Annotated in this window: 19 protein-coding genes and 2 pseudogenes; 10 read left to right on the forward strand and 11 right to left on the reverse strand. The window is 73.3% G+C overall.

Annotated elements, in window-relative coordinates; translation table 11 throughout:
• Positions 1 to 4: 4 nt before the first annotated feature.
• The 3 genes from ACP6CK_RS24150 to ACP6CK_RS24160 form a co-directional block, all read right to left on the reverse strand.
• Positions 5 to 1,645 (reverse strand): hydantoinase B/oxoprolinase family protein, encoded by a 1,641-nt coding sequence (locus ACP6CK_RS24150; RefSeq protein ID WP_426955879.1) that lies wholly within the window; start codon positions 1,643 to 1,645, stop codon positions 5 to 7.
• A 145-nt stretch (positions 1,646 to 1,790) separates the two neighbouring features.
• Positions 1,791 to 2,693 (reverse strand): DMT family transporter, encoded by a 903-nt coding sequence (locus ACP6CK_RS24155; RefSeq protein ID WP_426955880.1) that lies wholly within the window; start codon positions 2,691 to 2,693, stop codon positions 1,791 to 1,793.
• Positions 2,690 to 4,117, reverse strand: a complete 1,428-nt coding sequence (locus tag ACP6CK_RS24160; RefSeq protein WP_426955881.1) for a glycosyltransferase family 4 protein — start codon at positions 4,115 to 4,117, stop codon at positions 2,690 to 2,692. The genes ACP6CK_RS24155 and ACP6CK_RS24160 overlap by 4 nt, the downstream gene beginning before the upstream one ends.
• A 125-nt stretch (positions 4,118 to 4,242) precedes the next feature.
• Here ACP6CK_RS24160 and ACP6CK_RS24165 point away from each other — a divergent pair, with 125 nt between their 5' ends.
• The 3 genes from ACP6CK_RS24165 to ACP6CK_RS24175 all read left to right on the forward strand — a co-directional run bounded on the left by ACP6CK_RS24165 (position 4,243) and on the right by ACP6CK_RS24175 (position 7,328).
• Positions 4,243 to 4,896: an acetyltransferase gene (locus tag ACP6CK_RS24165; RefSeq protein WP_426955882.1), complete on the forward strand. Its 654-nt coding sequence runs from the start codon at positions 4,243 to 4,245 to the stop codon at positions 4,894 to 4,896.
• 144 nt (positions 4,897 to 5,040) lie between these two features.
• Complete coding sequence (locus tag ACP6CK_RS24170) at positions 5,041 to 6,195, forward strand: DegT/DnrJ/EryC1/StrS family aminotransferase (RefSeq protein ID WP_426955883.1); 1,155 nt, start codon at positions 5,041 to 5,043, stop codon at positions 6,193 to 6,195.
• A gap of 86 nt (positions 6,196 to 6,281) precedes the next feature.
• Complete coding sequence (locus ACP6CK_RS24175) at positions 6,282 to 7,328, forward strand: trypsin-like peptidase domain-containing protein (protein WP_426955884.1); 1,047 nt, start codon at positions 6,282 to 6,284, stop codon at positions 7,326 to 7,328.
• 91 nt (positions 7,329 to 7,419) lie between these two features.
• On the opposite strand, the gene ACP6CK_RS24180 is transcribed toward ACP6CK_RS24175, so the two are convergent.
• From ACP6CK_RS24180 to ACP6CK_RS24190, 3 genes are all read right to left on the reverse strand, one after another.
• Entirely contained in the window at positions 7,420 to 7,893 is a 474-nt protein-coding gene (locus ACP6CK_RS24180) for a hypothetical protein (protein ID WP_426955885.1), read from the reverse strand.
• A 98-nt stretch (positions 7,894 to 7,991) separates the two neighbouring features.
• Positions 7,992 to 8,738, reverse strand: a complete 747-nt coding sequence (gene eutC / locus ACP6CK_RS24185) for an ethanolamine ammonia-lyase subunit EutC (protein ID WP_426955886.1) — start codon at positions 8,736 to 8,738, stop codon at positions 7,992 to 7,994.
• Complete coding sequence (locus ACP6CK_RS24190) at positions 8,735 to 10,111, reverse strand: ethanolamine ammonia-lyase subunit EutB (protein WP_426955887.1); 1,377 nt, start codon at positions 10,109 to 10,111, stop codon at positions 8,735 to 8,737. Before ACP6CK_RS24190 ends, eutC begins: the two co-directional genes overlap by 4 nt.
• Between ACP6CK_RS24190 and ACP6CK_RS24195 the strand changes: the two genes are divergently transcribed.
• A complete protein-coding gene (locus tag ACP6CK_RS24195; protein ID WP_426955888.1) occupies positions 10,076 to 10,516 on the forward strand; it encodes a hypothetical protein in 441 nt (146 codons plus the stop codon). The genes ACP6CK_RS24190 and ACP6CK_RS24195 overlap by 36 nt on opposite strands.
• Positions 10,517 to 10,557: 41 nt before the next feature.
• Here ACP6CK_RS24195 and ACP6CK_RS24200 read toward each other — a convergent pair whose 3' ends face one another.
• Positions 10,558 to 10,962, reverse strand: a complete 405-nt coding sequence (locus ACP6CK_RS24200) for a phage holin family protein (RefSeq protein WP_426955889.1) — start codon at positions 10,960 to 10,962, stop codon at positions 10,558 to 10,560.
• 90 nt (positions 10,963 to 11,052) lie between these two features.
• Between ACP6CK_RS24200 and yddG the strand changes: the two genes are divergently transcribed.
• Complete coding sequence (yddG, locus tag ACP6CK_RS24205) at positions 11,053 to 11,913, forward strand: aromatic amino acid exporter YddG (RefSeq protein WP_426955890.1); 861 nt, start codon at positions 11,053 to 11,055, stop codon at positions 11,911 to 11,913.
• Positions 11,914 to 11,952: 39 nt separating this feature from the next.
• Here the strand turns inward: yddG and ACP6CK_RS24210 are convergent, their stop codons facing one another.
• The 4 genes from ACP6CK_RS24210 to gloB form a co-directional block, all read right to left on the reverse strand.
• Positions 11,953 to 12,558 (reverse strand): methyltransferase domain-containing protein, encoded by a 606-nt coding sequence (locus ACP6CK_RS24210; RefSeq protein ID WP_426955891.1) that lies wholly within the window; start codon positions 12,556 to 12,558, stop codon positions 11,953 to 11,955.
• An 85-nt stretch (positions 12,559 to 12,643) separates the two neighbouring features.
• Positions 12,644 to 13,066: a cupin domain-containing protein gene (locus ACP6CK_RS24215; RefSeq protein WP_426959970.1), complete on the reverse strand. Its 423-nt coding sequence runs from the start codon at positions 13,064 to 13,066 to the stop codon at positions 12,644 to 12,646.
• Positions 13,066 to 13,668, reverse strand: coding sequence for a glutathione S-transferase N-terminal domain-containing protein (locus tag ACP6CK_RS24220; protein WP_426955892.1), 603 nt, complete (start codon positions 13,666 to 13,668; stop codon positions 13,066 to 13,068). The genes ACP6CK_RS24215 and ACP6CK_RS24220 overlap by 1 nt, the downstream gene beginning before the upstream one ends.
• 60 nt (positions 13,669 to 13,728) lie before the next feature.
• A complete protein-coding gene (gloB, locus tag ACP6CK_RS24225) occupies positions 13,729 to 14,472 on the reverse strand; it encodes a hydroxyacylglutathione hydrolase (RefSeq protein WP_426955893.1) in 744 nt (247 codons plus the stop codon).
• 76 nt (positions 14,473 to 14,548) lie between these two features.
• Here gloB and ACP6CK_RS24230 point away from each other — a divergent pair, with 76 nt between their 5' ends.
• The 5 genes and pseudogenes from ACP6CK_RS24230 to ACP6CK_RS24250 all read left to right on the forward strand — a co-directional run.
• On the forward strand, positions 14,549 to 15,286 hold the full coding sequence (locus ACP6CK_RS24230) for a methyltransferase domain-containing protein (RefSeq protein ID WP_426955894.1): 738 nt from the start codon (positions 14,549 to 14,551) through the stop codon (positions 15,284 to 15,286).
• Positions 15,287 to 15,461: 175 nt separating this feature from the next.
• Positions 15,462 to 16,094 (forward strand): DUF992 domain-containing protein, encoded by a 633-nt coding sequence (locus ACP6CK_RS24235; protein WP_426955895.1) that lies wholly within the window; start codon positions 15,462 to 15,464, stop codon positions 16,092 to 16,094.
• A 109-nt stretch (positions 16,095 to 16,203) separates the two neighbouring features.
• Positions 16,204 to 16,839, forward strand: a pseudogene (gene rimP / locus ACP6CK_RS24240) (ribosome maturation factor RimP); the annotation flags it as partial.
• Between the two features lie 127 nt (positions 16,840 to 16,966).
• Entirely contained in the window at positions 16,967 to 18,583 is a 1,617-nt protein-coding gene (nusA, locus tag ACP6CK_RS24245) for a transcription termination factor NusA (protein WP_426955896.1), read from the forward strand.
• Positions 18,584 to 18,632: 49 nt separating this feature from the next.
• Positions 18,633 to 19,454 (forward strand): annotated as a pseudogene (locus ACP6CK_RS24250) (RNA-binding protein); the annotation flags it as partial.
• Between the last annotated feature and the right edge of the window lie 63 nt (positions 19,455 to 19,517).

The following is a 19,517-nucleotide window of genomic DNA, read 5'->3' on the forward strand; positions in this document are numbered from 1 at the left end:
GGTCTCAGCGAGCCCCGTAGTCGCGCTGCGCGGCCTCAGCCGAGACGTAACCGTCCTTCAGATCCGCCGCGACAGCGTCGGGATCGCGCTCGCGCGGGTTCCCGAAGCCTCCGCCGCCGGCATAGAGCAGCGTCACGCGGCGCCCCGGCGCGACGGTGGTGCGGGATTTCGGATGGGGACGCGTGCCGTCATCGATCTCGATCACCGCGGCCGCGCCGGGCAGGCCGCCGAGCAGGCCCTTCGCCGGGTGGTCGCGACGGTCCGACAACAGGGACAGGCGGACGGGCGCGGGCGTGCGGACCTCGATCACCGCCTCCTGCCCCAGCCCGCCGCGGAAGCGCCCGGCACCGCCGGAATCCGGGCGAAGCTGCTTCTTCCACACCAGCAGCGGCGCGACGCTCTCATACGCCTCGATGGAGCCGGCGCCGACATTCGTGGGGAAGGCGGTGGTCGGCAGCCCGTCCCGGTGCGGGCTGGCCCCCATGCCGCCGCTGGCGAAGAGGACCTGGGAGAAGCGGTCGCCATTGCCATCAGCGCCGCTGAACAGGGCGCGCATGGTCGGCGCGCCGCCGCACTCCGCGATCACCTTGTCCGGCAGCACCTCCGCCAGCGCCTCGTAGATCACGCCGGCCAGCAGGTGGCCGGTGAGCTGCCGCGCGCCGCAGGGCGCGGGGAAGCGCGGGTTCAGGATGCTGCGGTCCGGCGCCGCGACGGTGATGGCGCGGTAGGAGCCCTCGTTGCGCGGCGTGAAGGGATCCAGCGCGCACTTCACCGGATAGACGGCATAGGCGTGGGTGTAGTTGTAGGCGCAGTTGATGCCGCGATCGATCTGCGGGGAGGTGCCCTCGAAGTCGATGTGCATCGTCTCGCCCGCCACGGTGACGGTGCAGGCGATGTGGGTCCTCTGCTCGTCGAAGCCGTCCGCGTCCAGCGCCGCGGCGTAGGTGCCGTCCGGCACCGCGGCGATGGCGCGGCGCATGGCGCGGTCCGCGCGCTCCTGCAGCGCTTCCGACAGGGGCTGGAGGTCGGGCAGGCTGGTGTCCTCCAGGAACTCGACCGTCCGGCGGACCGCCACCTCATTCGCCAGGACCTGCGCCTCCAGGTCGCCCATCACGGGGCCGGGGACGCGGACATTGGCGGTCAGAATCTCCACCAGCTCCGCGTTGCGGACGCCACCGCGGAACAGGCGGGCCGGCGGGATGCGGATGCCCTCCTCGTAGAGCTCCCGACAATCCGCGGACCACAGCGCGCCGCCGACATCCGGCGAATGGGCGATGGAGCCGGCGAAGCCCACCAGCTTTCCCTTGTGAAAGATAGGAGAGACGGCCGTGAAGTCCGGCAGGTGCCCGGTGGCGAGCCAGGGGTCGTTGGTGATGACGCAGTCGCCGGGCTGCCAGGTCTCGGCCGGGAAGCGCTCCAGGAAGCTCTTCGTGGTCTTCGGCAGGATGCAGGAGAACGAGGCGATGCCGCCGGTGTTCTCCGCGACGGAGTCGGCGTTCGCATCCATCAGCACGGTCGCGAAGTCATTCGATTCCCGCACGATGGTGGAGAAGGCGGTGCGCAGCAGCCCCGTCGCGGCCTCGTCCGCGATGGAGATCAGGCGGCTCCAGTAAACCTCCAGCGTGATCGGATCGAAAGCGTCCACTTCATCCCCTTCCGCGCGGCGAGCGGTCAGCCTAGGGGACCGGTCACGACCCGACCAGCCGCCCCCGGAACAAGAACCACGTGGACCATGTGGCCGAGCATCGGATGTGCGTGCGCAGCGGCGGCCCTCGCTCCGCGCCCAGTTGTCAGCGGGACAGGCGTTCCCGGGCCCGCACCCGCTCCCGGTGCGCGGTGTAGAGGCCGCTGGCGGTGATAATCACGGCGCCCAGCGCGGTCCAGCGGTCCGGGGCGGCCCCGAAGAGGATGATGCCCATCAGCGTCGAGAACAGCAGCTGGAGATAGGAGAAGGGCGCGATCACCGAGGCCGGCGCGGCCCGGTAGGCCAGGACGACGAGGCTGTGCCCGACCGAGGAGATCACCCCGACCAGGACACCGAGTCCGACCTGGCCCGCCGTCGGAACCACGAAGTCGAAGGGCAGCGCCGCCGTCAGGACGACGAGGCCGACGCCCGCCGACCAGAACAGCGTGACCTCCGGCCCGTCCCCCGCGCTGGCGAGCCGCCGCGTGATGACGGCCGCGCAGGCCCAGGTCGCCGCCGTCGCGATCGGCAGCAGCGCCTCCACCCCAAAGGCCCCGGTCCCCGGGCGGATCACGATCAGCACGCCGACCAGCCCCACCGCCACGGCGGTCCAGCGCCGCCAGCCCACCACCTCCCCCAGCACGGGAATGGACAGGGCGGTGATGAAGGCCGGGGAAACGAAGTTGATTGCCGTCGCCTCGGCGATCGGCATGACGCGCAGGGCAAAGATGAAGGCGATGGCGGAGCCGAGCATGCCGAGCCCGCGCAGCAGCTGCAGCCCCGGCGCCTTTGGGCGGAGCGCGCGGGAGAAGGCGTTCCGGCGGAACAGGAAGGGCGTGAGCGTCAGGGCGAAGAAGGTCACGTAGCGCAGCCAGCCCACCTCGACCGGCGGCAGAGAGCCGGTCAGGAGCTTCGCGAGCGCGTCGGAGACGGAGAAGAGCGCGATCGAGGCGGTGATCAGCAGGATGCCGCGCAGCGGCCGGTCGGCGGCGGCCTCGGCCGTCGTCACGTCCCCGCGCGGCCCGACAGATGCGCGAGCAGCGTCTCCGCCGTCTCGCGCCACGGGGTCGGGCGGAAGGTTGCGCGGATCGCCGCCTCCCGCTCCGCGATCAGCGCGTCGTCGGTGATCGCGCGGCGGATCACCTCGGTCGCGGCGGTGACGTTGTCCGGGTCCACGTAGAGGCAGACATCGCCCCCCGCCTCCGGCACGGAGGACCGGTCGGAAGCGATGCAGAGCTTTCCGAAGGAGAGACTCTCCGTCACCGGCAGTCCCCAGCCCTCGTAGAGGGAGGGGTAGAGCGTGAAACGGCATCCCCGGTAGAGCGCGACGAGGTCCGCATCGGTCGGCGAGCGCAGCAGCACCACCTTCCCGCCGAGAAAGGCCGAGTTCTCCAGCTGCTGCATCAGGTCGGCCACCAGCCAGCCCACCTTGCCCGCGAAGACAAGGGTCGGCACCCGCTCCGGCGGCATCTCCGCCAGCAGCCGGCGCCAGACCCGGAAGGCGAGGAGGTGGTTCTTCCGCGCCTCCACCGTGGAGACCATCAGGACGAAGGAGCCGGGCGTCAGCCCGGCGGGCAGGGTGGCCGTCCCCTCCACCGGCGGGCCGGAGAAGCCGGTGCCGATCGGCAGCACATGCACGGGCCGCGCCACCGGAACGCCCGTACGGTCGGACCAGGCCTCCAGGTCCCGCGCCGTGGAGGCCGAGATGGCGAAGACGTCGGTCGCCAGGGGAAGATGGCTGCTGATCCAGGCGGTGAAGATCGGCACGTTCGAGCGGTCGCACCATTCCGGGTGCAGCAGGGGGATCAGGTCATAGGCGAGCAGGGCCATCCGCAACCCCTGGGCGCGGGCGAAGCCGCCGACGAAGGCCGCGTAGTCGTTCCGGAACCAGGGGGAGCCGAGCGCCGCGAGCACGTCGCCGGGCCGCGCCTCGTCCCGCAGGTCGAGGTTGTCGGGACCGACCCAGGAGGCGCGCGACAACAGCCCGGCCGGTGACCCGGCCTCCCGCGCCGCGACGCTCAGGATCGCCCGGCCCCCGTGCCGCAGCGCCTCGACCTGGGAGGAGAGCGCCCGGCGCTGGGCATGGCGCGCCTTGGCCAGGGAGTCCTGCGCCGTCGGCGGCAGGACGCGCCGAACCGCCTGCCGCAGGATCCCCCCGAGGGAGCGCGGCGCGGCCTCCTCGACCGTCGCCACCTCGGCCGGCGGGGTCTTCGGCGCGGCGTTCAGCAGGACGGCGAAGGTGTCGCGCAGCGCCTCCCAGGAGACGGTCCGCAGCGTGCCGGCCGTCCGGTCGTGCCGGCAGAAGCGCACGGCGTCGCCGCGGAACTCCACCAGCGCCGCGTAGAGCTCGAAGGACAGGCGCTGGATGCCGGTCGGCCGGGCATGGTGGAGGGCGTAGTCGAAGAGATCCTCGACATCCAGCCAGACCGTCATGAGCTGTCTCGGTTGTGTGGCTGGCCGATAGGGCAAGGGGCCGGGGGTGGCAAGCGCGGCGCCCGCGTTGGCGGAACGGCCCGCCCGGCCTATGACCGCGGCCCCCGCCCGCCAGGAATGCCGCGATGCCCCACCCACCCCGCCTGGTCGTCATCGGCGCCGGCGGCCACGCGAAGGTCGTGATCGAGGCGCTGCGCGCCGCCGGCTTCCCCGAGCCGCTCGGCCTCGTGGACCCGCACCCGCCGGCGCCCGTGGTGCTCGGCCTGCCCGTGCTGGGCGGGGACGAGGCGCTGGAGCGGTTGCGGGCCGAGGGGACGGACGCCGCCGTGATCGCCCTCGGCGGCAATGGGTTGCGCCTGCGCATCGGGGACCGGCTGGTGGGCATGGGCTTCGCCCTGCCGTCCGTCGTTCATCCCGCTGCCCAGATCTCGCCGAGCGCGACCGTGGCGGAGGGGGCCGTCGTCATGGCCCGGGCCTGCCTGGGACCGGACGCCCGGGTGGGGCGCCTGGCCATCGTGAACACGAACGCCGTGGTCGAGCACGACAACGAGATCGGCGAGGGGGCCCATGTGGCCCCCGGCTGCGCCCTGGCCGGGAACGTCACCGTCGGCGCACGGGCCCTGGTCGGGGTCGGGTCGGCGGTCCGGCCGGGCGTCACGATCGGGGCGGACGCCGTGATCGGGGCCGGATCGGCCGTGGTGCGGGACATCCCGCCCGGGGCGCGCGTGGGGGGCGCGCCGGCCATGCCGCTGGCGCCCCGCGACCCGCCAAGACAATAAGGCAGCGATGACAATAAAGGGCCACGACAATAATGATAGACTGTGCGGCGCCCGTGGGGTGTAAGCGGGTCCGCCACCCTGGGCTGCAGATCATTTCGGCCACGACCTGGTCGCACGGCAAGTAACGAAGGAAAGAGGTACACGATGAGCGGTGCCACCAACGCGGCCTTTCCCGAGCGCGCGCCGCGGCCAGCCCAGCCGCTGATCCCGGTGTACCGTCCCGATCTTTCGGGCAATGAGCGCGCCTACGTCCTGAACTGCATCGACAGCACCTGGATCTCCTCGCTCGGTGCCTATATCGGCAAGTTCGAGGCGGCGATCGCCGCCGTCACGGGCGCGAAGCACGCCACGGCCGTCTCCAACGGCACGGTCGCGCTGCACCTGCCGCTGCACTGCATGGACATCGGCCCGGGCGACGAGGTGATCGTGCCCGCCTTCACCTACATCGCCTCGGTCAACACCATCGCCCAGACCGGCGCGACCCCGGTCTTCTGCGAGAGCCTTCCCGGCGACTGGCTCATGGACCCGGCGGACGTGGAGCGCCGCATCACGCCGCGCACGAAGGCGATCATGCCCGTCCACCTCTATGGCGGCGCCTGCGACATGCCGGCCATCCTGGAGATCGCCCGCCGCCACGGCCTCAAGGTCCTGGAGGACGCGGCCGAGGCGCTCGGCACGACGCTGAACGGCCAGCATGTCGGCACCTTCGGCGATGCCGGCACCTTCTCCTTCTTCGGCAACAAGACGGTCACGACCGGTGAGGGCGGGATGGTCGTCACCAACGACGACGATTTCGCGGCCCGGCTGCGCCAGACGAAGGGCCAGGGCCAGTCCCTGACCCGCCGCTACTGGCACGAGATCCTCGGCTTCAACTACCGCATGACGAACATCTGCGCCGCCATCGGCCTGGCGCAGACGGAGCGGCTGCCGGCCATCCTGGCCGCCAAGAAGCGGCTCGCCGCCTTCTACCGCACGCATCTCGCCAACCTGCCCGTCACCTTCCAGACGGCGATGCCCGGCGTGGAAAGCGCCGACTGGCTCGTCAGCCTCCTCCTTCCGTCCGGCACCGACCGGGAGCGGGTGATGGCCGACATGCAGGCGCGCGGCGTCGAGACCCGGCCCGTCTTCTACCCCGCCCACCACATGCCGATGTACCAGAGCGCCGAGCACTTCCCGGTCGCCGAGGACATCGCCGCGCGCGGCATCTCCCTGCCGAGCTTCCCGGCCCTCAGCGACGACGAGCTGGGCCGCGTCTGCGAGGCCCTGACGGCCGCGCTGATGGACCAGGGCAAGGCCTAGCCGTCCCGTCCGGACAACCGGGGGCGCGCTCGCCCCCGGAGCCGGGGCGCTACCCGCGGGGCACCCGCCCCCCTATGTTCCCGCGCATGATCCGCGCCCTGCTCCTCGCCACGGCCCTGGTGGCCGCCCCTGCCCTTGCCCAGGCGCCCGCCCCGGCACCGTCCGAGGCCGTGTCGGCGGGCTTCCGCGTCACGAACCGCACGGGGCAGGAGGCGACGGCGCTGCACGCCGTCCGCTCCGGCCGTCCGGACTGGGGCAACAACCTCATCCGTCAGAACCTGGCCGACGGCGGCGAGTTCCGGCTGCGGCCGAATGCGAGCGCCGGCTGCCGCTTCGACCTCCGGCTGGTCCTGGCGGACGGGCGGGAGGCGGTGCTGCGCAACCGCGACATCTGCGCCGAGCCCAACGTCGCCCTGGATGCCGGCACCGTGCAGGCGGCCGCCCGTCCGGCCGCGCCAGCGACGCCGCCCGGCCCGCAAGCCACGCCGACGCCCGGCGCCCGCGCCTCCACCGGCACCGGCTTCCTGGTGGCCGCGGAGCGGGTGATGACGAACCACCACGTCGTGGACAACTGCAACCGCGTGCTCGTCCGCGGGCCGGACGGGCGCAACCACGCCGCCACCCCGCCCGCCCGCGTGGACACCGCGCTGGACCTCGCCGTCCTGACCGTGCCGGGCCTCGACGGCCCGATCCTCCCCTTCCGCCAGAACCCGCCGGTGCGCCGGGGCGAGAGCGTGGTGGCCTTCGGTTTCCCGCTGAGCGGCCTGCTCTCCTCCGACCCGAAGCTGACGCGCGGGGAGATCAACGGGCTGGCCGGGCTGCGGGACAACCCCAACCAGTATCAGATCAGCGCGCCCGTCCAGCCCGGCAATTCCGGCGGCCCGCTGCTGGACATGCAGGCGAACATCGTCGGCGTGGTGGTGTCCAAGCTGAATGCCCAGGCGGTGGCGGGCCGCACGGGCGACATCGCGCAGAACATCAACTTCGCGGTGAAGGGCGAGCGGGCCGTGGCCTTCCTCCGTGCGGCCGGCGTCACGCCCGTCATCGCCCAGAGCACGGGCCAGGACCGCAGCGCCGCGGATGTGGGGGAGATCGCCGCCCGCTCCACCGTCTTCATCCGCTGCGAGCGGTAGGTCCTCTTTCTGGTCTGCTGTCAGGAGAGTCCGCCTCCCGAACCCTCCGCCGAGAAGGCCGCGCGACCGGAACCGGTCCGCGCGGTCAAACTTATCGCCGCCCGGCGCGCGCCTCCGCGTCGAGCTGGATCGCGCGCCCCAGCAGCCTCGCGCGCTCCTCCGCCTCCTCCCGCTCCGTGCGGGGCAGAGCGCCGCAGGTGGCGTCCAGCCCTTGCTGGTCCGCCGGATTCCGGCGGCCGGACTGGTTGGCCAGGACGATGCTGCGCCAGGCACAGGCCTCCTTCCCGTCCGCCCGAAGGGGGCCGGACCCGGTGGCGAGCTGGGACGCGACCTCGCGCTGGGCGGTCACGTCGCCCATGCGGGCCCGGGCATAGGTGGCGATGAAGCGCTGCTGCGAGCGCCGGCAGGAGGACCGGGCGACCTCGGGATGGGCGGGGCATTCGGCGAACCGATCCTCCGCGGCCAGGCGCCTGGCGACCGCATCCAGGTCGCGCCGGCTCTGGGCATGGACCTGCTGGCCCGCCATCACGATCAGGGCCAGTGCCGCGAGCAGGAGGGATCGCATGGGACTCTCCGGTCGGCCCCGCCCGGCGCGGGGTCTGTCGCGCGTCAACGCGGCGCGGGGCGCAGGGATGACAGAAATCCGGCCCCGAGGGCAAATTTCTAGACGCCTGGGGGCCGGAGGCGCTCCGTCGCCGGCTGCTCATCCTTGAGCCCAACACCCGTCCCGCCCCGGTCGCGCGCTGCCGAGAGCAGCCAGGCGATCTTCGCGGCCGCCGCCTCTGGCGCCAACCCGGCCGCCCGGATGTTGCTGACGCAGTTCCGCTCCGAATCCGCCCGCCCCACGCGGGCCGCCCAGGTGAGATAGGCCCCTAGGCTGTCCTGGGCCGAGAGGCCTGGCCGTTCCCCGATCAGGACCACCACGGCGGCCGCCCCCATGGCCTCCGCCGCAGCATCGCCCAGCGCCACCCGGGCCTGCCGCGCGATCAGGATCGGCCCCGCCTCCAGCGCTGAAGCGGAAAGGCGGGGCAGCAGCGCGGCCAGGACCGGTGGCGCCCAGTCCTGCACACCCGTGGCGCAGAGCCCGTCCGCCACGACGAACACGATCCTCCCCTCGGCGCGCGGCAGGGGATCGGCTGTGGCGAGGCGGCGGCCGAGATCGGGGCGCAGGAGGTAGCTGCGCCGGTCCGGCGCAGCGCTGGCCACCCGGATGACGGGCAGGCCGAGGGGACGCAGCGCCGCCTCCAGCGCGTCCTCGTCCAGCGCGGACCAGACCGCGTCGCGGGCCCGGGCATGGGCCTCCTGGAAGTCGAGATGGGCGGCGGTCGGCAGCCCGGCGCCCGCGCGCCCCAGCGCCACGCGCGCCGTGGTGTGGCGGCGGAGAAAGGAGAGGGGCGCGACCTCGCTCACCCCAGCCCGATCAGTGCGGGGGAGAGGCGCGGCGGCAGGGCGGGCGCCTCCGGGTCCAGCGGCGCGATGCCCATGCGCTCCATCCAGGCGGCGAACTCCGGCGCCGGCGCGCGGCCCAGCGCGCGGCGCGCGTAGAGCCCGTCGTGGAAGGAGGTGGACTGGTAGGCGAGCATCACGTCATCTGCCCCCGCCACGCCCATGACATAGGTCACGCCCGCGACGCCGAGCAGCGTGAGCAGCGCGTCCATGTCGTCCTGGTCGGCTTCGGCGTGGTTCGTGTAGCAGACGTCCACCCCCATCGGCAGGCCGAGCAGCTTGCCGCAGAAATGGTCCTCCAGCCCCGCACGGATGATCTGCTTGCCGTCGAACAGGTATTCGGGGCCGATGAAGCCGACGACGCTGTTCGTCAGCAGCGGATCGAAGGCGCGGGCGACGGCGTGGGCGCGCGCCTCCAGGGTCTGCTGGTCCACGCCGTGATGCGCGTCCGCGCTCAGCGCGCTGCCCTGGCCGGTCTCGAAATACATGACGTTGCCGCCCGCGGGCGCGCGGCCCAGCGCGACCGCCGCCTCCCGCGCCTCCCGCAACAGGGCGAGGTTGATGCCGAAGCCGCGATTGGCGGCCTCCGTCCCCGCGACGGATTGGAAGACGAGGTCCACCGGCGCGCCGCGCGCCATCGCGGCCATGGTCGTCGTGACATGGGACAGCACGCAGCTCTGCGTCGGGATGGCGTAGCGGTCCCGCACCTGATCCAGCAGGTCGAGAAGGCGGCAGACGCTGTCCACGTGGTCCGTCGCGGGGTTCACGCCCAGGCAGGCATCGCCGGCGCCGAGCAGCAGCCCGTCCAGCACCTGGGCCGCGACGCCGTGCGGGTCGTCCACCGGATCATTCGGCTGCAGCCGCACGGACAAGGTGCCCGGCAGCCCGATGGTGTTGCGGAAGCGCGTGGTGACCTGGCACTTCGCTGCGACGGCCACGAGGTCCTGCAGCCGCATGATCTTGGACACGGCCGCCGCCATCTCCGGCATCAGCCCGGGCCGCAGCGCGGCCAGCGCCGAGGAGTCCGCCGGGCCGAGCAGCCAGTCGCGGAAGCCGCCAACCGTCAGGTGCCGCACCGGCCCGAAGGCGCCAGCGTCATGCGTGTCGAGGATGAGGCGCGTGACCTCGTCCGCCTCATAGGGGATGACCGCCTCATCGAGGAAATGCGCCAGCGGCAGGTCGGCCAGGGCGCGCTGCGCCGCGACGCGCTCCGCCGCGCTGTCGGCCGCGAGCCCCGCGAGGGAATCGCCCGAGCGCGTCGGCGTCGCCTTCGCCAGCAGGGTGCGAAGATCGGGAAAGACGTGGCGCGTGCCGCCGAGCATCTGCGCGAAGGCCATGCCCCGATCCTGGCGCAGCACCCCACCCTTGGCCAGCGCCGCCGCCGCACGCAGGATCGGGGGATGTGGATCATGGTCTCCGGCCCGTACACGGCCGGCGGGGCGGATATGGCGGGGCGGGCGGCCAACCTGTGCGCGCTGAACGCCGCGGCCCTGGCCCTGCACCGGATGGGGCACGTGCCGATCATCGGCGTGAACATGGCCCTGCCGGTGATCGAGGCGGCGGGCGGCGGCGAGGCGGCCTTCGAGGCGGTGATGATGCCCCTCTCGCTTGCCCTCGCGGAGCGCTGTGACGGATGCTTGCGGATCGGCGGCGCGTCCGCAGGCGCGGATGCGGAGGCGGCGCGCTTCCGCGCGGCGGGCCGCCCGGTCTGGCACGACCTGTCGGAGGTGCCCGGTCCCTAGACCGGCGCGGCGGCGCCGCGCATGGCCGGTCGGGAGGATCTCTATCGGCGCGCCGGCAGCGCCTCCCGGTCGCCGATCAGCCGGCTCGCGATCCAGGACACGAGGGACACGACGATCGCCCCGAAGAAGGCCGCCCAGAAGCCGGATATGCGCATCCCCGGCATCAGCAGCGCCGTCAGTCCGAGCATCGCCGCATTGATCACCAGCGTGAACAGGCCGAGGGTGATGATCGTCAGCGGCAGGGAGAGAAGCGCGATCACGGGCCGGATGACGGCGTTCACCAGCCCGAAGATGATGGCCGCGACGATCAGGTTCAGCGCGTTGGGGAAGTAGATCCCCCGGACAAGGCTGGCCGCGACGAAGAAGGCCACGGCCGTGATGGCCGTGCGGATCAGGAAGTTCACGGTGTCCCACTCCTCCATCGCCGCGGATCGGTGCGCGGCCATCCCAGGGGCGGCCGGCCACGTTCAGGCCGGGCGCGCCCGCCGCTCGCAACGCGGCCCCCACCGGGCGGTTGCCCGCGCGGCGAAGCCTTCATGAGTCCGACACTCGCGGGAATCGGCGCTTTGGTGCTCTGGGCCTTCCTCGCCCTGCTCGCGCGCGGGGCGGCAGGGCTGCCGCCCCTGCAGGTGACGGCCATCGCCTTCGCCGTCGGCGGCGCCCTCGCGACGCTGTGGCTGGCCCTTCGCGGGCAGCTCGGCGCCCTGCGCCAGCCCCCGATCGCCTGGGTGCACGGCGTGGGCGGGCTGTTCGGCTACCACGCGCTCTACTTCGCGGCCGTCGCCTGGGCCCCGCCGGTCGAGGCGAACCTGCTGAACTATCTCTGGCCGCTGCTGATCGTGCTTCTCTCCGCTCCCATCCTTGGCCTGCGGCTGGGGCCGCGGCGGCTGGCGGGGGTGGGGCTGGGCCTGCTCGGCTGCGGGCTGGTGGTCGGCGCCGGCGCCTCCTTCCCGCCGGGCGCCCTGCCGGGCTTTCTCTGCGCCGCCGGGGCGGCGCTGACCTGGGCGGTCTATTCCGTCACCGCGCGGCGCCTGGCCGCCGTCCCGACCGAGGCGGTGGCGGGCTTCTGCCTTGGCGCCGCGCTCCTGGCGGGCCTCGCGCACCTGGCCTTCGAGCCCACGGTGACGCCCGGGGTGCGCCAGTGGCTCTCGGCGGTCCTCCTCGGCCTCGGGCCGGTGGGGGCGGCCTTCTTCCTCTGGGACGTCGGGATGAAGCGCGGCGATCCGCGGCTTCTCGGCACGCTCGCCTATGCGGTGCCGGTCGCCTCCACCCTGCTGCTGATCGCGGCGGGGGAGGGGACGCTGTCCTGGCGCGTGGCGCTGGCGGTGGTCCTGGTCGTGGGGGGCGGGTGGCTCGCGGCATCGGCGAAAGACAGGGCAGGGGGCTCCGCCCCCTGACCCCTGCCGGGGGGCGGACGCACCCCCCGGTCCCCGCGGTCAGGGGGCGCGGAACAGGGCGCGGACGACCTCGGCATGGCCCTGGTGCTTCGGACCTTCATCCAGCAGGACGGTGCCCTCCAGGCACTCCAGCAACTCCAACCCAGCGAAATGCTGGCGCGCGAGTGACCCGGTCCAGAGCAGCGCGGGATCGCGCGGCCCGCCGGAGCGCCGCCCCTCCTGCGCCGGGGTGAACCCTTCCAGGAAGAGCAGCCCGCCCCGCGCCAGGGCCCGCACGGCCTTCGCCGCCACCACCGCCCGGTCGTCCGGCGGCAGGTGGACATAGACCCAGGCGATCAGGTCGAAGGCGCCGACCGGCGCGTCCCACTGCGTCAGGTCGGCGGTGACGGTTCGCAGCGCGACGCCCCGCCGGGCCGCGAGCGCCGCCGCCTTCGCCATGCCGGCGGCGGACCAGTCCACGCTCGTCACCGCCAGCCCGCGCTCTGCCAGCCAGACGCCGTTCCGCCCCTCTCCATCGCCCAGCGCGAGGGCCCGCATCCCCGGCCGCAGCCGCGGTAGCAGCGCTTCCAGCCCCCGGTTCGGCGCCTCCCCGAAGGCGAAGCCGCCATCGCCGTAGCGGGCATCCCAGGCCGCGGCGTCACTCATGCCGCCGCCCTGCCATCGGCCATGCGTCCCGAACCGACAAAAATAGAGGGGGGATCGGGGGGATACCTTCCCCCGGCCTTCCCTTTCACGGCTCCCACCCTTCGGGCGCCATCTCGAACCCCTCGAACCGGAAGGCCGGGCTGACCGTGCAGCCCACCAGCGTCCAGGCACCAAGGCTCCGCGCCGCCTGCCACTCCCCCGCCGGGATGACGGCGAAGAGCGTCTCCCCCTGCGACAGGTCCGGCCCGAGCCGCCGCACCGCCCCCGGCATCCGCAGTTCGAGCGGCGCGCCCGCGTGCCAGTGCCAGCCCTCGGCCGCGTCCACGCGGTGCCAGTGGCTACGCTCCCCGGCCGCGAGGAGAAAGAGGATGGAGGTCCCGGCCCCGCGCGACCCGTCGGCCGGGGCGTCGCGCCAGGTCTCGCGGTAGTGGCCGCCCTCGGGGTGTGGCTGCAGCCCCAGCGCGGCGACCACGGCGGCGGCGTCCGCCCCCGGGTCGCGCAGGTCGATCACTTCGGCGCGGCGGGCGCCGTCTCCTTCAGGGCCGGCAGGGCGGAGACCTCCTCGAACCAGGCCGCCAGCCGGGGATGCGTGTCCCGCCAGGGCTCCGATCCGAAGCGGAAGTCGAGGTAGCCGAGCGCCGAGGCGACCGCGATCGCGCCGACGTCGTCCAGCCCCTTCGGCGGGTCCATCTCGAGCCGGTCCAGGCCGCGGTCCACCGCCGCCTTCTGGCGGTTCATGAAGGTCGTGCGCGCCTCCTCCTCCGGCATGGCGGACTGCATCCGGCGTGCGACGGCGGCGTCCATGATCCCGTCGCCCAGCGCGTGCATCACCTGCACCCGCAGACGCGCGGGGTTGGCGGCCGGCGTCAGGGGCGGTGCCTCCCCGAAGCTGTCGAGGTAGTCGCAGATCGCCCGGCTGTCATAGATGCCGGTGCCGTCCTCCGCGATCAGGCAGGGGACCTTCGACAGCGGGTTGGCCTTCAGCAGGTCGGCCGGCGAGGCGTGCGGGTTCGTCTCCACCACCTCGATCAGCGACTCGATCCGGCGCGCGATGGCGCTGGCGAGCACCTTGCGGGCGAAGGGGCTGGCGGGGGACCAGTGGAGGAGCATCCTGTCGTTTCCTTCCTGAGCGGCGGGAGCCTAGCCGCGCCGCCCGGGAAGGACGAGGGCTCAGCCCCGGAAGTTGTCCTTCCCCGTCCGACGCGCGGCCAGCTCCGCCACATCCTTCGCGCGCAGGAAGGGGTTCGTGGCCCGCTCCTCGGCGATGGTGGTCGGGACCGTGGCGCGTCCCTTGGTCCGCAGCGCGCGCACCTGCTCCGCCCGCGCCCGCAGCGCGGCGTTGTCCGGCTCCACCGTCAGGGCAAAGCGGGCATTGCTCTCGGTGTACTCGTGGCCGCAGCACACCAGCGTGTCGTCGGGCAGGGCGTTCAGGCGTTGCAGGCTGCCGAACATCTCCGCCGCCGTGCCTTCCAGCAGCCGTCCGCAGCCGAGGGAGAAGAGCGTGTCGCCCACCAGCGCGGCGCGGGCCTCCGGGATGTGCAGCGCGACATGGCCGCGCGTGTGGCCGGGCGTGTCGATCACCGTCATCGTGCCGCTGCCCAGCGGCACCGTTTCCCCGGGCCGCACCGCGAGGTCCAGCTTCGGCAGGCGGTGCGCGTCGGCCGCGGCGCCCAGCACCTTCGCCCCGGTCGCGGCCACCACCTCCGCCACCCCGTCGATGTGGTCGCCGTGGTGGTGGGTCAGCAGCACCCAGTCCAGCCGCCCCGGCTCCGGCATGGCCCGCAACGCGGCCAGGCAGGGCCCCGCCTCGCCCGGATCGCAGAGGGCCACGGTGCCCGTCGTGGCGTCCCGCAGCAGCCAGGCGTAGTTGTCGGACAGGCAGGGCACGGCCGTCACGGTCCAGGTCGTCGTCATCGGGGGCACGATCCATCGTTCCACGGGGTGCCCGGCCGGCGTTCGTTCCGGGGGCTTCCCACCCTATATCGGCCGCATGGTCCAAGAGGTCCACTTCACCTCCCGAGGTCTGGACGGCTTCTACGCCGCGCCCCTCGGGGCCGTGACGCGCCGCCTGCTGCGGGCGCGGCTGCGCGCGCTCTGGCCGGAGCTGACAGGGCGGGAGGTGCTCGGCCTCGGCCATGCCGGCCCCTATCTGCGCCTCTGGCGGCGCGGGGCGGCCCGGCTCGTCTCGGCCACGCCGCACGCGCTGGCGGTGCATCACCGCCTCGCCCCCTGGCCGCCGGACGGGCGCTCCGCCGCGACCCTGGTCGAGGAGGATCGCCTTCCCTTCGCCGACCTCTCCTTCGACAACGTCCTGCTCGTCCACGGGCTGGAGGCGGCGGAGAATGCCCGCCGACTGTTACGCGAAGCCTGGCGCGTCCTGCGGCCGGAGGGACGGCTCCTGGCCGTGGTCCCGAACCGCCGCTCCGTCTGGGCGCACCTGGAGCACACCCCGTTCGGCCACGGCCATCCCTATTCCGCCGGCCAGCTCGCGCGCCTGCTGGACCGCTCCCTCTTCGCGGTAGAGCGGCGGGAACACGCCCTCTTCGTGCCGCCCTTCCCCTGGCGCCCCCTGCTGCGCGGCGCCCGCGCCTGGGAGGCGGCCGGCCGCGCCGTCGCGCCGCAATTCGCCGGCGTCACGCTGATCGAGGCGCGCAAGTCCGTGGCCGGGCTGATCCCCCTCCGTCCCGCACCGGCCCGGGTGCGGGTGCTGATGCCTCAGGGCGGATAGGGCCGCCGCCGCGATGGGGGCGGGCCACGGAACGATCATGGCGATTTCGGGGCTCTCGCGCCCATGCCGAAGCCGAGCGGCCTTTCCGGCGTTCTTGCGCCCGGCACGGCCCGCTGATGGGCCCGCCTGTCACGGGAATGGCCGCGCCGCGGCCACCCTTCCGAGGAGAGAGGCCATGAACCGCATTCACTTGGCGGCCGCCGCGTCGCTGCTCGCCGCCCCGTTCCTGGCCGGCGGCGCCCTGGCGCAGCCGACCACCCCCGTCATCACCGTTCCGCCCGGCTCGACCGTGCAGGTCCCGCCCGGCGGCTCGGTGGAGGTGCTGCCCGGCGGCGCCGTCCAGGCCACCCCCGGCGGCGTCCAGATGACGCCGGGCTCGGCCGTGCAGGTGAACCCGACCCCGCGCGGCAACACCCGCGTCGGCCAGCTTGAGTGCAGCGTCGCCGGCGGCGTCGGCTTCGTCTTCGGCTCGAGCCGCGACCTGGAATGCGAGTTCCGCCCGGCCAACGGCCCGCTCGAGCGCTACCGCGGCGAGATCCGGCGCTTCGGCGTGGATATCGGCGTGACCGGCCGCGCCACCATGATCTGGTCGGTGTTCAACACGGGATCCGACATCCGCCCGGGCAGCCTGTCGGGCACCTATGTCGGCGCCTCCACCGCCATCGCCGTGGGGCTCGGCCTCGGCAGCAACCTGCTGATCGGCGGGTCCAACGACCAGGTGGCGCTGCAGCCCCTCTCCATCGAGGGCGGCACGGGCCTGAACGTCGCCGCGGGCATCGGCGAGGTCACGCTGCGCCCGGCGGGCTGAGCGCCGGAGGGCCCGGGGGAGGCGAGCCTCCCCCGGATCGCCCCCCTGGATCACCCTTGCAGCGGCGCCACGCGGCCGCTACATAGGCGGCATCATCGAACTTTCCGCTTTGTACGGGGGGTGGCCTTCACGGGCCGCCTTTTTTGTTTTGGAAACGCCCTTGTCGGACACCGACCTGCCGCAGCACGAGGGGCTGGAGGCCCGCATCGCCGCCGCCATCGCGCCCACCCTCGGCGCCATGGGGTACGAGGTCGTGCGCGTGCTGATCCAGGGGAAGGAGCGCCCGACCGTCCAGATCATGGCGGACCGGGCGGACGGATCTCTCATCGGCGTCTCGGACTGCGAGGCGATCTCCCACGCCGTCGGCGCCGTGCTGGACGTGGACGACCCCTTCCCCGGGGAGTGGAACCTCGAGGTGTCCTCCGCCGGGATCGACCGCCCGCTGACGCGGACGAAGGACTGGGTCCGCTTCCTCTCGCATGTGGCGACGGCGGAGCTGAACGTGCCGCAGGAGGGCCGCCGCCGCTTCAAGGGCCGCATTCTCTCCGCCGACGACGAGACGGTGCGCCTGAAGCTGGAAGAGGGTGGCGCGGAGGTCGCGCTGCTCCGTTCCAACATCCGCCGCGCGAAGCTCGTCCTGACCGATGAGCTGATCGCCGCCACGGCCGTGTCCGAGGCGGAGTCCCCCGACGCGGGCTCCGAGGAGCCGGCCGCACCCCGTCCCGCCCGCACCCCCGGCCCCCGCCCGAAGCGCGGCCCGGCGCGCCGTGGCCCCGGCCGCTTCTCCGGCAAGGCCGCTTCCCCCGACGACAGCACGGGGGAGGGCACCGCGCCCGCCTCCGAACGACCGACCTCCGAAAGGAACTGAGACCATGGCCGTCGACGTCGCCATCGCTCGCCCCGAGCTTCTCCAGGTCGCGGATGCCGTGGCCCGGGAGAAGATGATCGAGCGCGAGGAGGTGCTGGAGGCCATGGAGCAGGCCATCCAGAAGGCCGGCCGCGCGAAGTACGGGCAGGAGAAGGACATCCGCGCCACCATCGACCGCCGCAACGGCGAGGTGCGCCTGTCCCGCTGGACCGAGGTGGTGGAGGCCGAGCCGCCCGAGAACGAGGCGACCCAGATCCCCCACCGCATCGCGGTGAAGTTCAAGCCGGGCATCCAGGTCGGCGAGTTCATCGTGGACCCGCTGCCGCCGATCGACTTCGGCCGCATCGCCGCCCAGACCGCGAAGCAGGTGATCGTGCAACGGGTCCGCGAGGTCGAGCGCAAGAAGCAGTTCGACGAGTACAAGGACCGCGTGGGCGAGATCATCAACGGCGTGGTCAAGCGCACCGAGTACGGCAACCTGATGGTGGAGCTCGGCAAGGCCGAGGCCCTTCTGCGCCGCGACGAGACGATCCCGCGCGAGGCCTTCCGCAACGGCGACCGCGTGCGCGCCTACATCTACGACGTGCGGGAGGAGCAGCGCGGGCCGCAGATCTTCCTCTCCCGCACCCATCCCGGCTTCCTCGCGAAGCTCTTCGCCCAGGAGGTGCCGGAGATCTATGACGGCATCATCGAGATCAAGGCGGTGGCCCGCGACCCCGGCAGCCGCGCGAAGATGGCCGTGATCTCCCGCGATTCCTCCATCGACCCGGTCGGCGCCTGCGTCGGCATGCGCGGCTCGCGCGTGCAGGCGGTGGTGGCGGAGCTGCAGGGGGAGAAGATCGACATCATCCCCTGGTCCGGCGACCAGGCGACCTTCATCGTGAACGCCCTCGCCCCCGCCGAGGTGACGAAGGTCGTGCTGGACGACGAGGGGCGTCGGGTTGAAGTCGTGGTGCCGGACGACCAGCTCTCGCTCGCCATCGGCCGCCGCGGCCAGAACGTCCGCCTCGCCTCCCAGCTGACCCGCTACGACGTCGACATCCTGACCGAGGCCGAGGAATCCGAGCGTCGCCAGGAGGACTTCCGCAAGCGCTCCGGCCTCTTCGTCGAGGGGCTGGACGTGGATGACGTGATCGCCGGCCTGCTGGTGACCGAGGGCTTCTCCTCGCTGGAGGAGATCGTCGAGGTGGCCGACGAGGAGCTGGCCGAGATCGAGGGCTTCGACGAGACCGTGGCCGCCGAGCTGAAGCGCCGCGCCATGGCCTCGATCGAGCGCCGCGACGCCGAGCTGGACGAGAAGCGCCGCGAGATGGGCGTGGAGGACGCGGTCGGCGAGGCCGGCGGCTTCACCCCCGCCATGATGGTCGCCCTCGGCGAGAAGGGCATCAAGTCGCTCGACGATCTGGCCGACCTCGCCTCGGACGAGCTGATCGAGATGCTCGGCACGGACAGCGTGGACGAGGAGACGGCGAACGCCATCATCATGGCCGCCCGGCAGCGCGCCGGCTGGTTCGGCGACGAGGAGGCCGATCCGGACGCGACGGCCGACGAACTGAACGGCGACACCACCGCCGACGGCGTGGTGGAGAACGGGGGAGGCGACGGCGACGCCCGAGCCTGACCCCGGCCCGACCGGCCCGGCGGAGGTCCCCTCCGCCACGACTCCGGAGGATGGGCAGCCCGACCCGGAGCCGAAAGGTCCCCTGCGCCGCTGCGTGGCGACGCGGGAGAGCCTGCCGAAGGAGGCCATGATCCGCTTCGTGCTCGGTCCCGGGCGGGAACTGGTGCCCGATCTGGCAGGGAAGCTGCCCGGCCGGGGAATGTGGTTGAGCGCGCGCGGCGATGTGCTAGAACGCGCCCTCACCCGCGGGGCCTTCATGAAGGCCGCCCGCGGACCGGTGCATCCGCCCCACGACCTTCGCGCGACGATCGAGGATGGCCTGCGGCGACGCATCCGGGACCTGGTCGGCTTCGCGCGGCGCGCGGGGCAGGCCGTGGTGGGCTTCCAGCAGGCGCGCGAATGGCTCCAGGCCGGCCGCGCCGCCCTGCTGGTGGAGGCGACGGACGGAAGCGCGGCGGAACGCGCGAGACTTGTCGGGGCGTACGGCGTTCCGGTGGTCTCCGCGCTGACGGCGGCGGAACTGGGCGGCCTGTTCGGGCGCGACCACGCGGTGCACGTGGCGGTGGCGTCGGGGCGGCTGGCCGAGGGGATCGCGCAGGAGGCCGCCCGGCTCTCGGGCCTGGTGGCCCCGCTCGGCGCGGCAGCCGGTGTGACGCCCGGCGACAAGGCGGCGCGCCCCGAGGGCACGCGGAGGACCCGGCGCCCCCAAGGCGCGGCCCCCGCACCCCACGACGACGCGACGGAGCGAAAGGGCCCACCCGGGCCAAGCGGACGCGCCGAGGGCGGGTCCGACAGAACGCGCGCCCCCGGGGCGCCCCGCAACTCGCGCCCCAAGGCGCGGCGGGGCACCCCGGCGGCGCGAGAGAGATGAGCACGCTCGATGGCGTGACGGAGACGTAGGTTGGCGGACGGCGACAAGACTCTGGGTGAGACG

This window comes from Muricoccus radiodurans, from assembly GCF_050154705.1.
Classification (GTDB): Bacteria; Pseudomonadota; Alphaproteobacteria; order Acetobacterales; family Acetobacteraceae; genus Roseomonas; species Roseomonas radiodurans.

Excerpts from the sequence above, each read along its gene's own strand:
- ACP6CK_RS24160 (WP_426955881.1), bottom strand. The coding sequence starts at position 4,117 with ATGACGGTCTGGCTGGATGTCGAGGATCTCTTCGACTACGCCCTCCAC.
- ACP6CK_RS24165 (WP_426955882.1), top strand. The coding sequence starts at position 4,243 with ATGCCCCACCCACCCCGCCTGGTCGTCATCGGCGCCGGCGGCCACGCG.
- ACP6CK_RS24170 (WP_426955883.1), top strand. The coding sequence starts at position 5,041 with ATGAGCGGTGCCACCAACGCGGCCTTTCCCGAGCGCGCGCCGCGGCCA.
- ACP6CK_RS24175 (WP_426955884.1), top strand. The coding sequence starts at position 6,282 with ATGATCCGCGCCCTGCTCCTCGCCACGGCCCTGGTGGCCGCCCCTGCC.
- ACP6CK_RS24180 (WP_426955885.1), bottom strand. The coding sequence starts at position 7,893 with ATGCGATCCCTCCTGCTCGCGGCACTGGCCCTGATCGTGATGGCGGGC.
- ACP6CK_RS24190 (WP_426955887.1), bottom strand. The coding sequence starts at position 10,111 with ATGGCCTTCGCGCAGATGCTCGGCGGCACGCGCCACGTCTTTCCCGAT.
- ACP6CK_RS24200 (WP_426955889.1), bottom strand. The coding sequence starts at position 10,962 with ATGGCCGCGCACCGATCCGCGGCGATGGAGGAGTGGGACACCGTGAAC.
- yddG (WP_426955890.1), top strand. The coding sequence starts at position 11,053 with ATGAGTCCGACACTCGCGGGAATCGGCGCTTTGGTGCTCTGGGCCTTC.
- ACP6CK_RS24210 (WP_426955891.1), bottom strand. The coding sequence starts at position 12,558 with ATGAGTGACGCCGCGGCCTGGGATGCCCGCTACGGCGATGGCGGCTTC.
- ACP6CK_RS24220 (WP_426955892.1), bottom strand. The coding sequence starts at position 13,668 with ATGCTCCTCCACTGGTCCCCCGCCAGCCCCTTCGCCCGCAAGGTGCTC.
- gloB (WP_426955893.1), bottom strand. The coding sequence starts at position 14,472 with ATGACGACGACCTGGACCGTGACGGCCGTGCCCTGCCTGTCCGACAAC.
- ACP6CK_RS24230 (WP_426955894.1), top strand. The coding sequence starts at position 14,549 with ATGGTCCAAGAGGTCCACTTCACCTCCCGAGGTCTGGACGGCTTCTAC.
- ACP6CK_RS24235 (WP_426955895.1), top strand. The coding sequence starts at position 15,462 with ATGAACCGCATTCACTTGGCGGCCGCCGCGTCGCTGCTCGCCGCCCCG.
- nusA (WP_426955896.1), top strand. The coding sequence starts at position 16,967 with ATGGCCGTCGACGTCGCCATCGCTCGCCCCGAGCTTCTCCAGGTCGCG.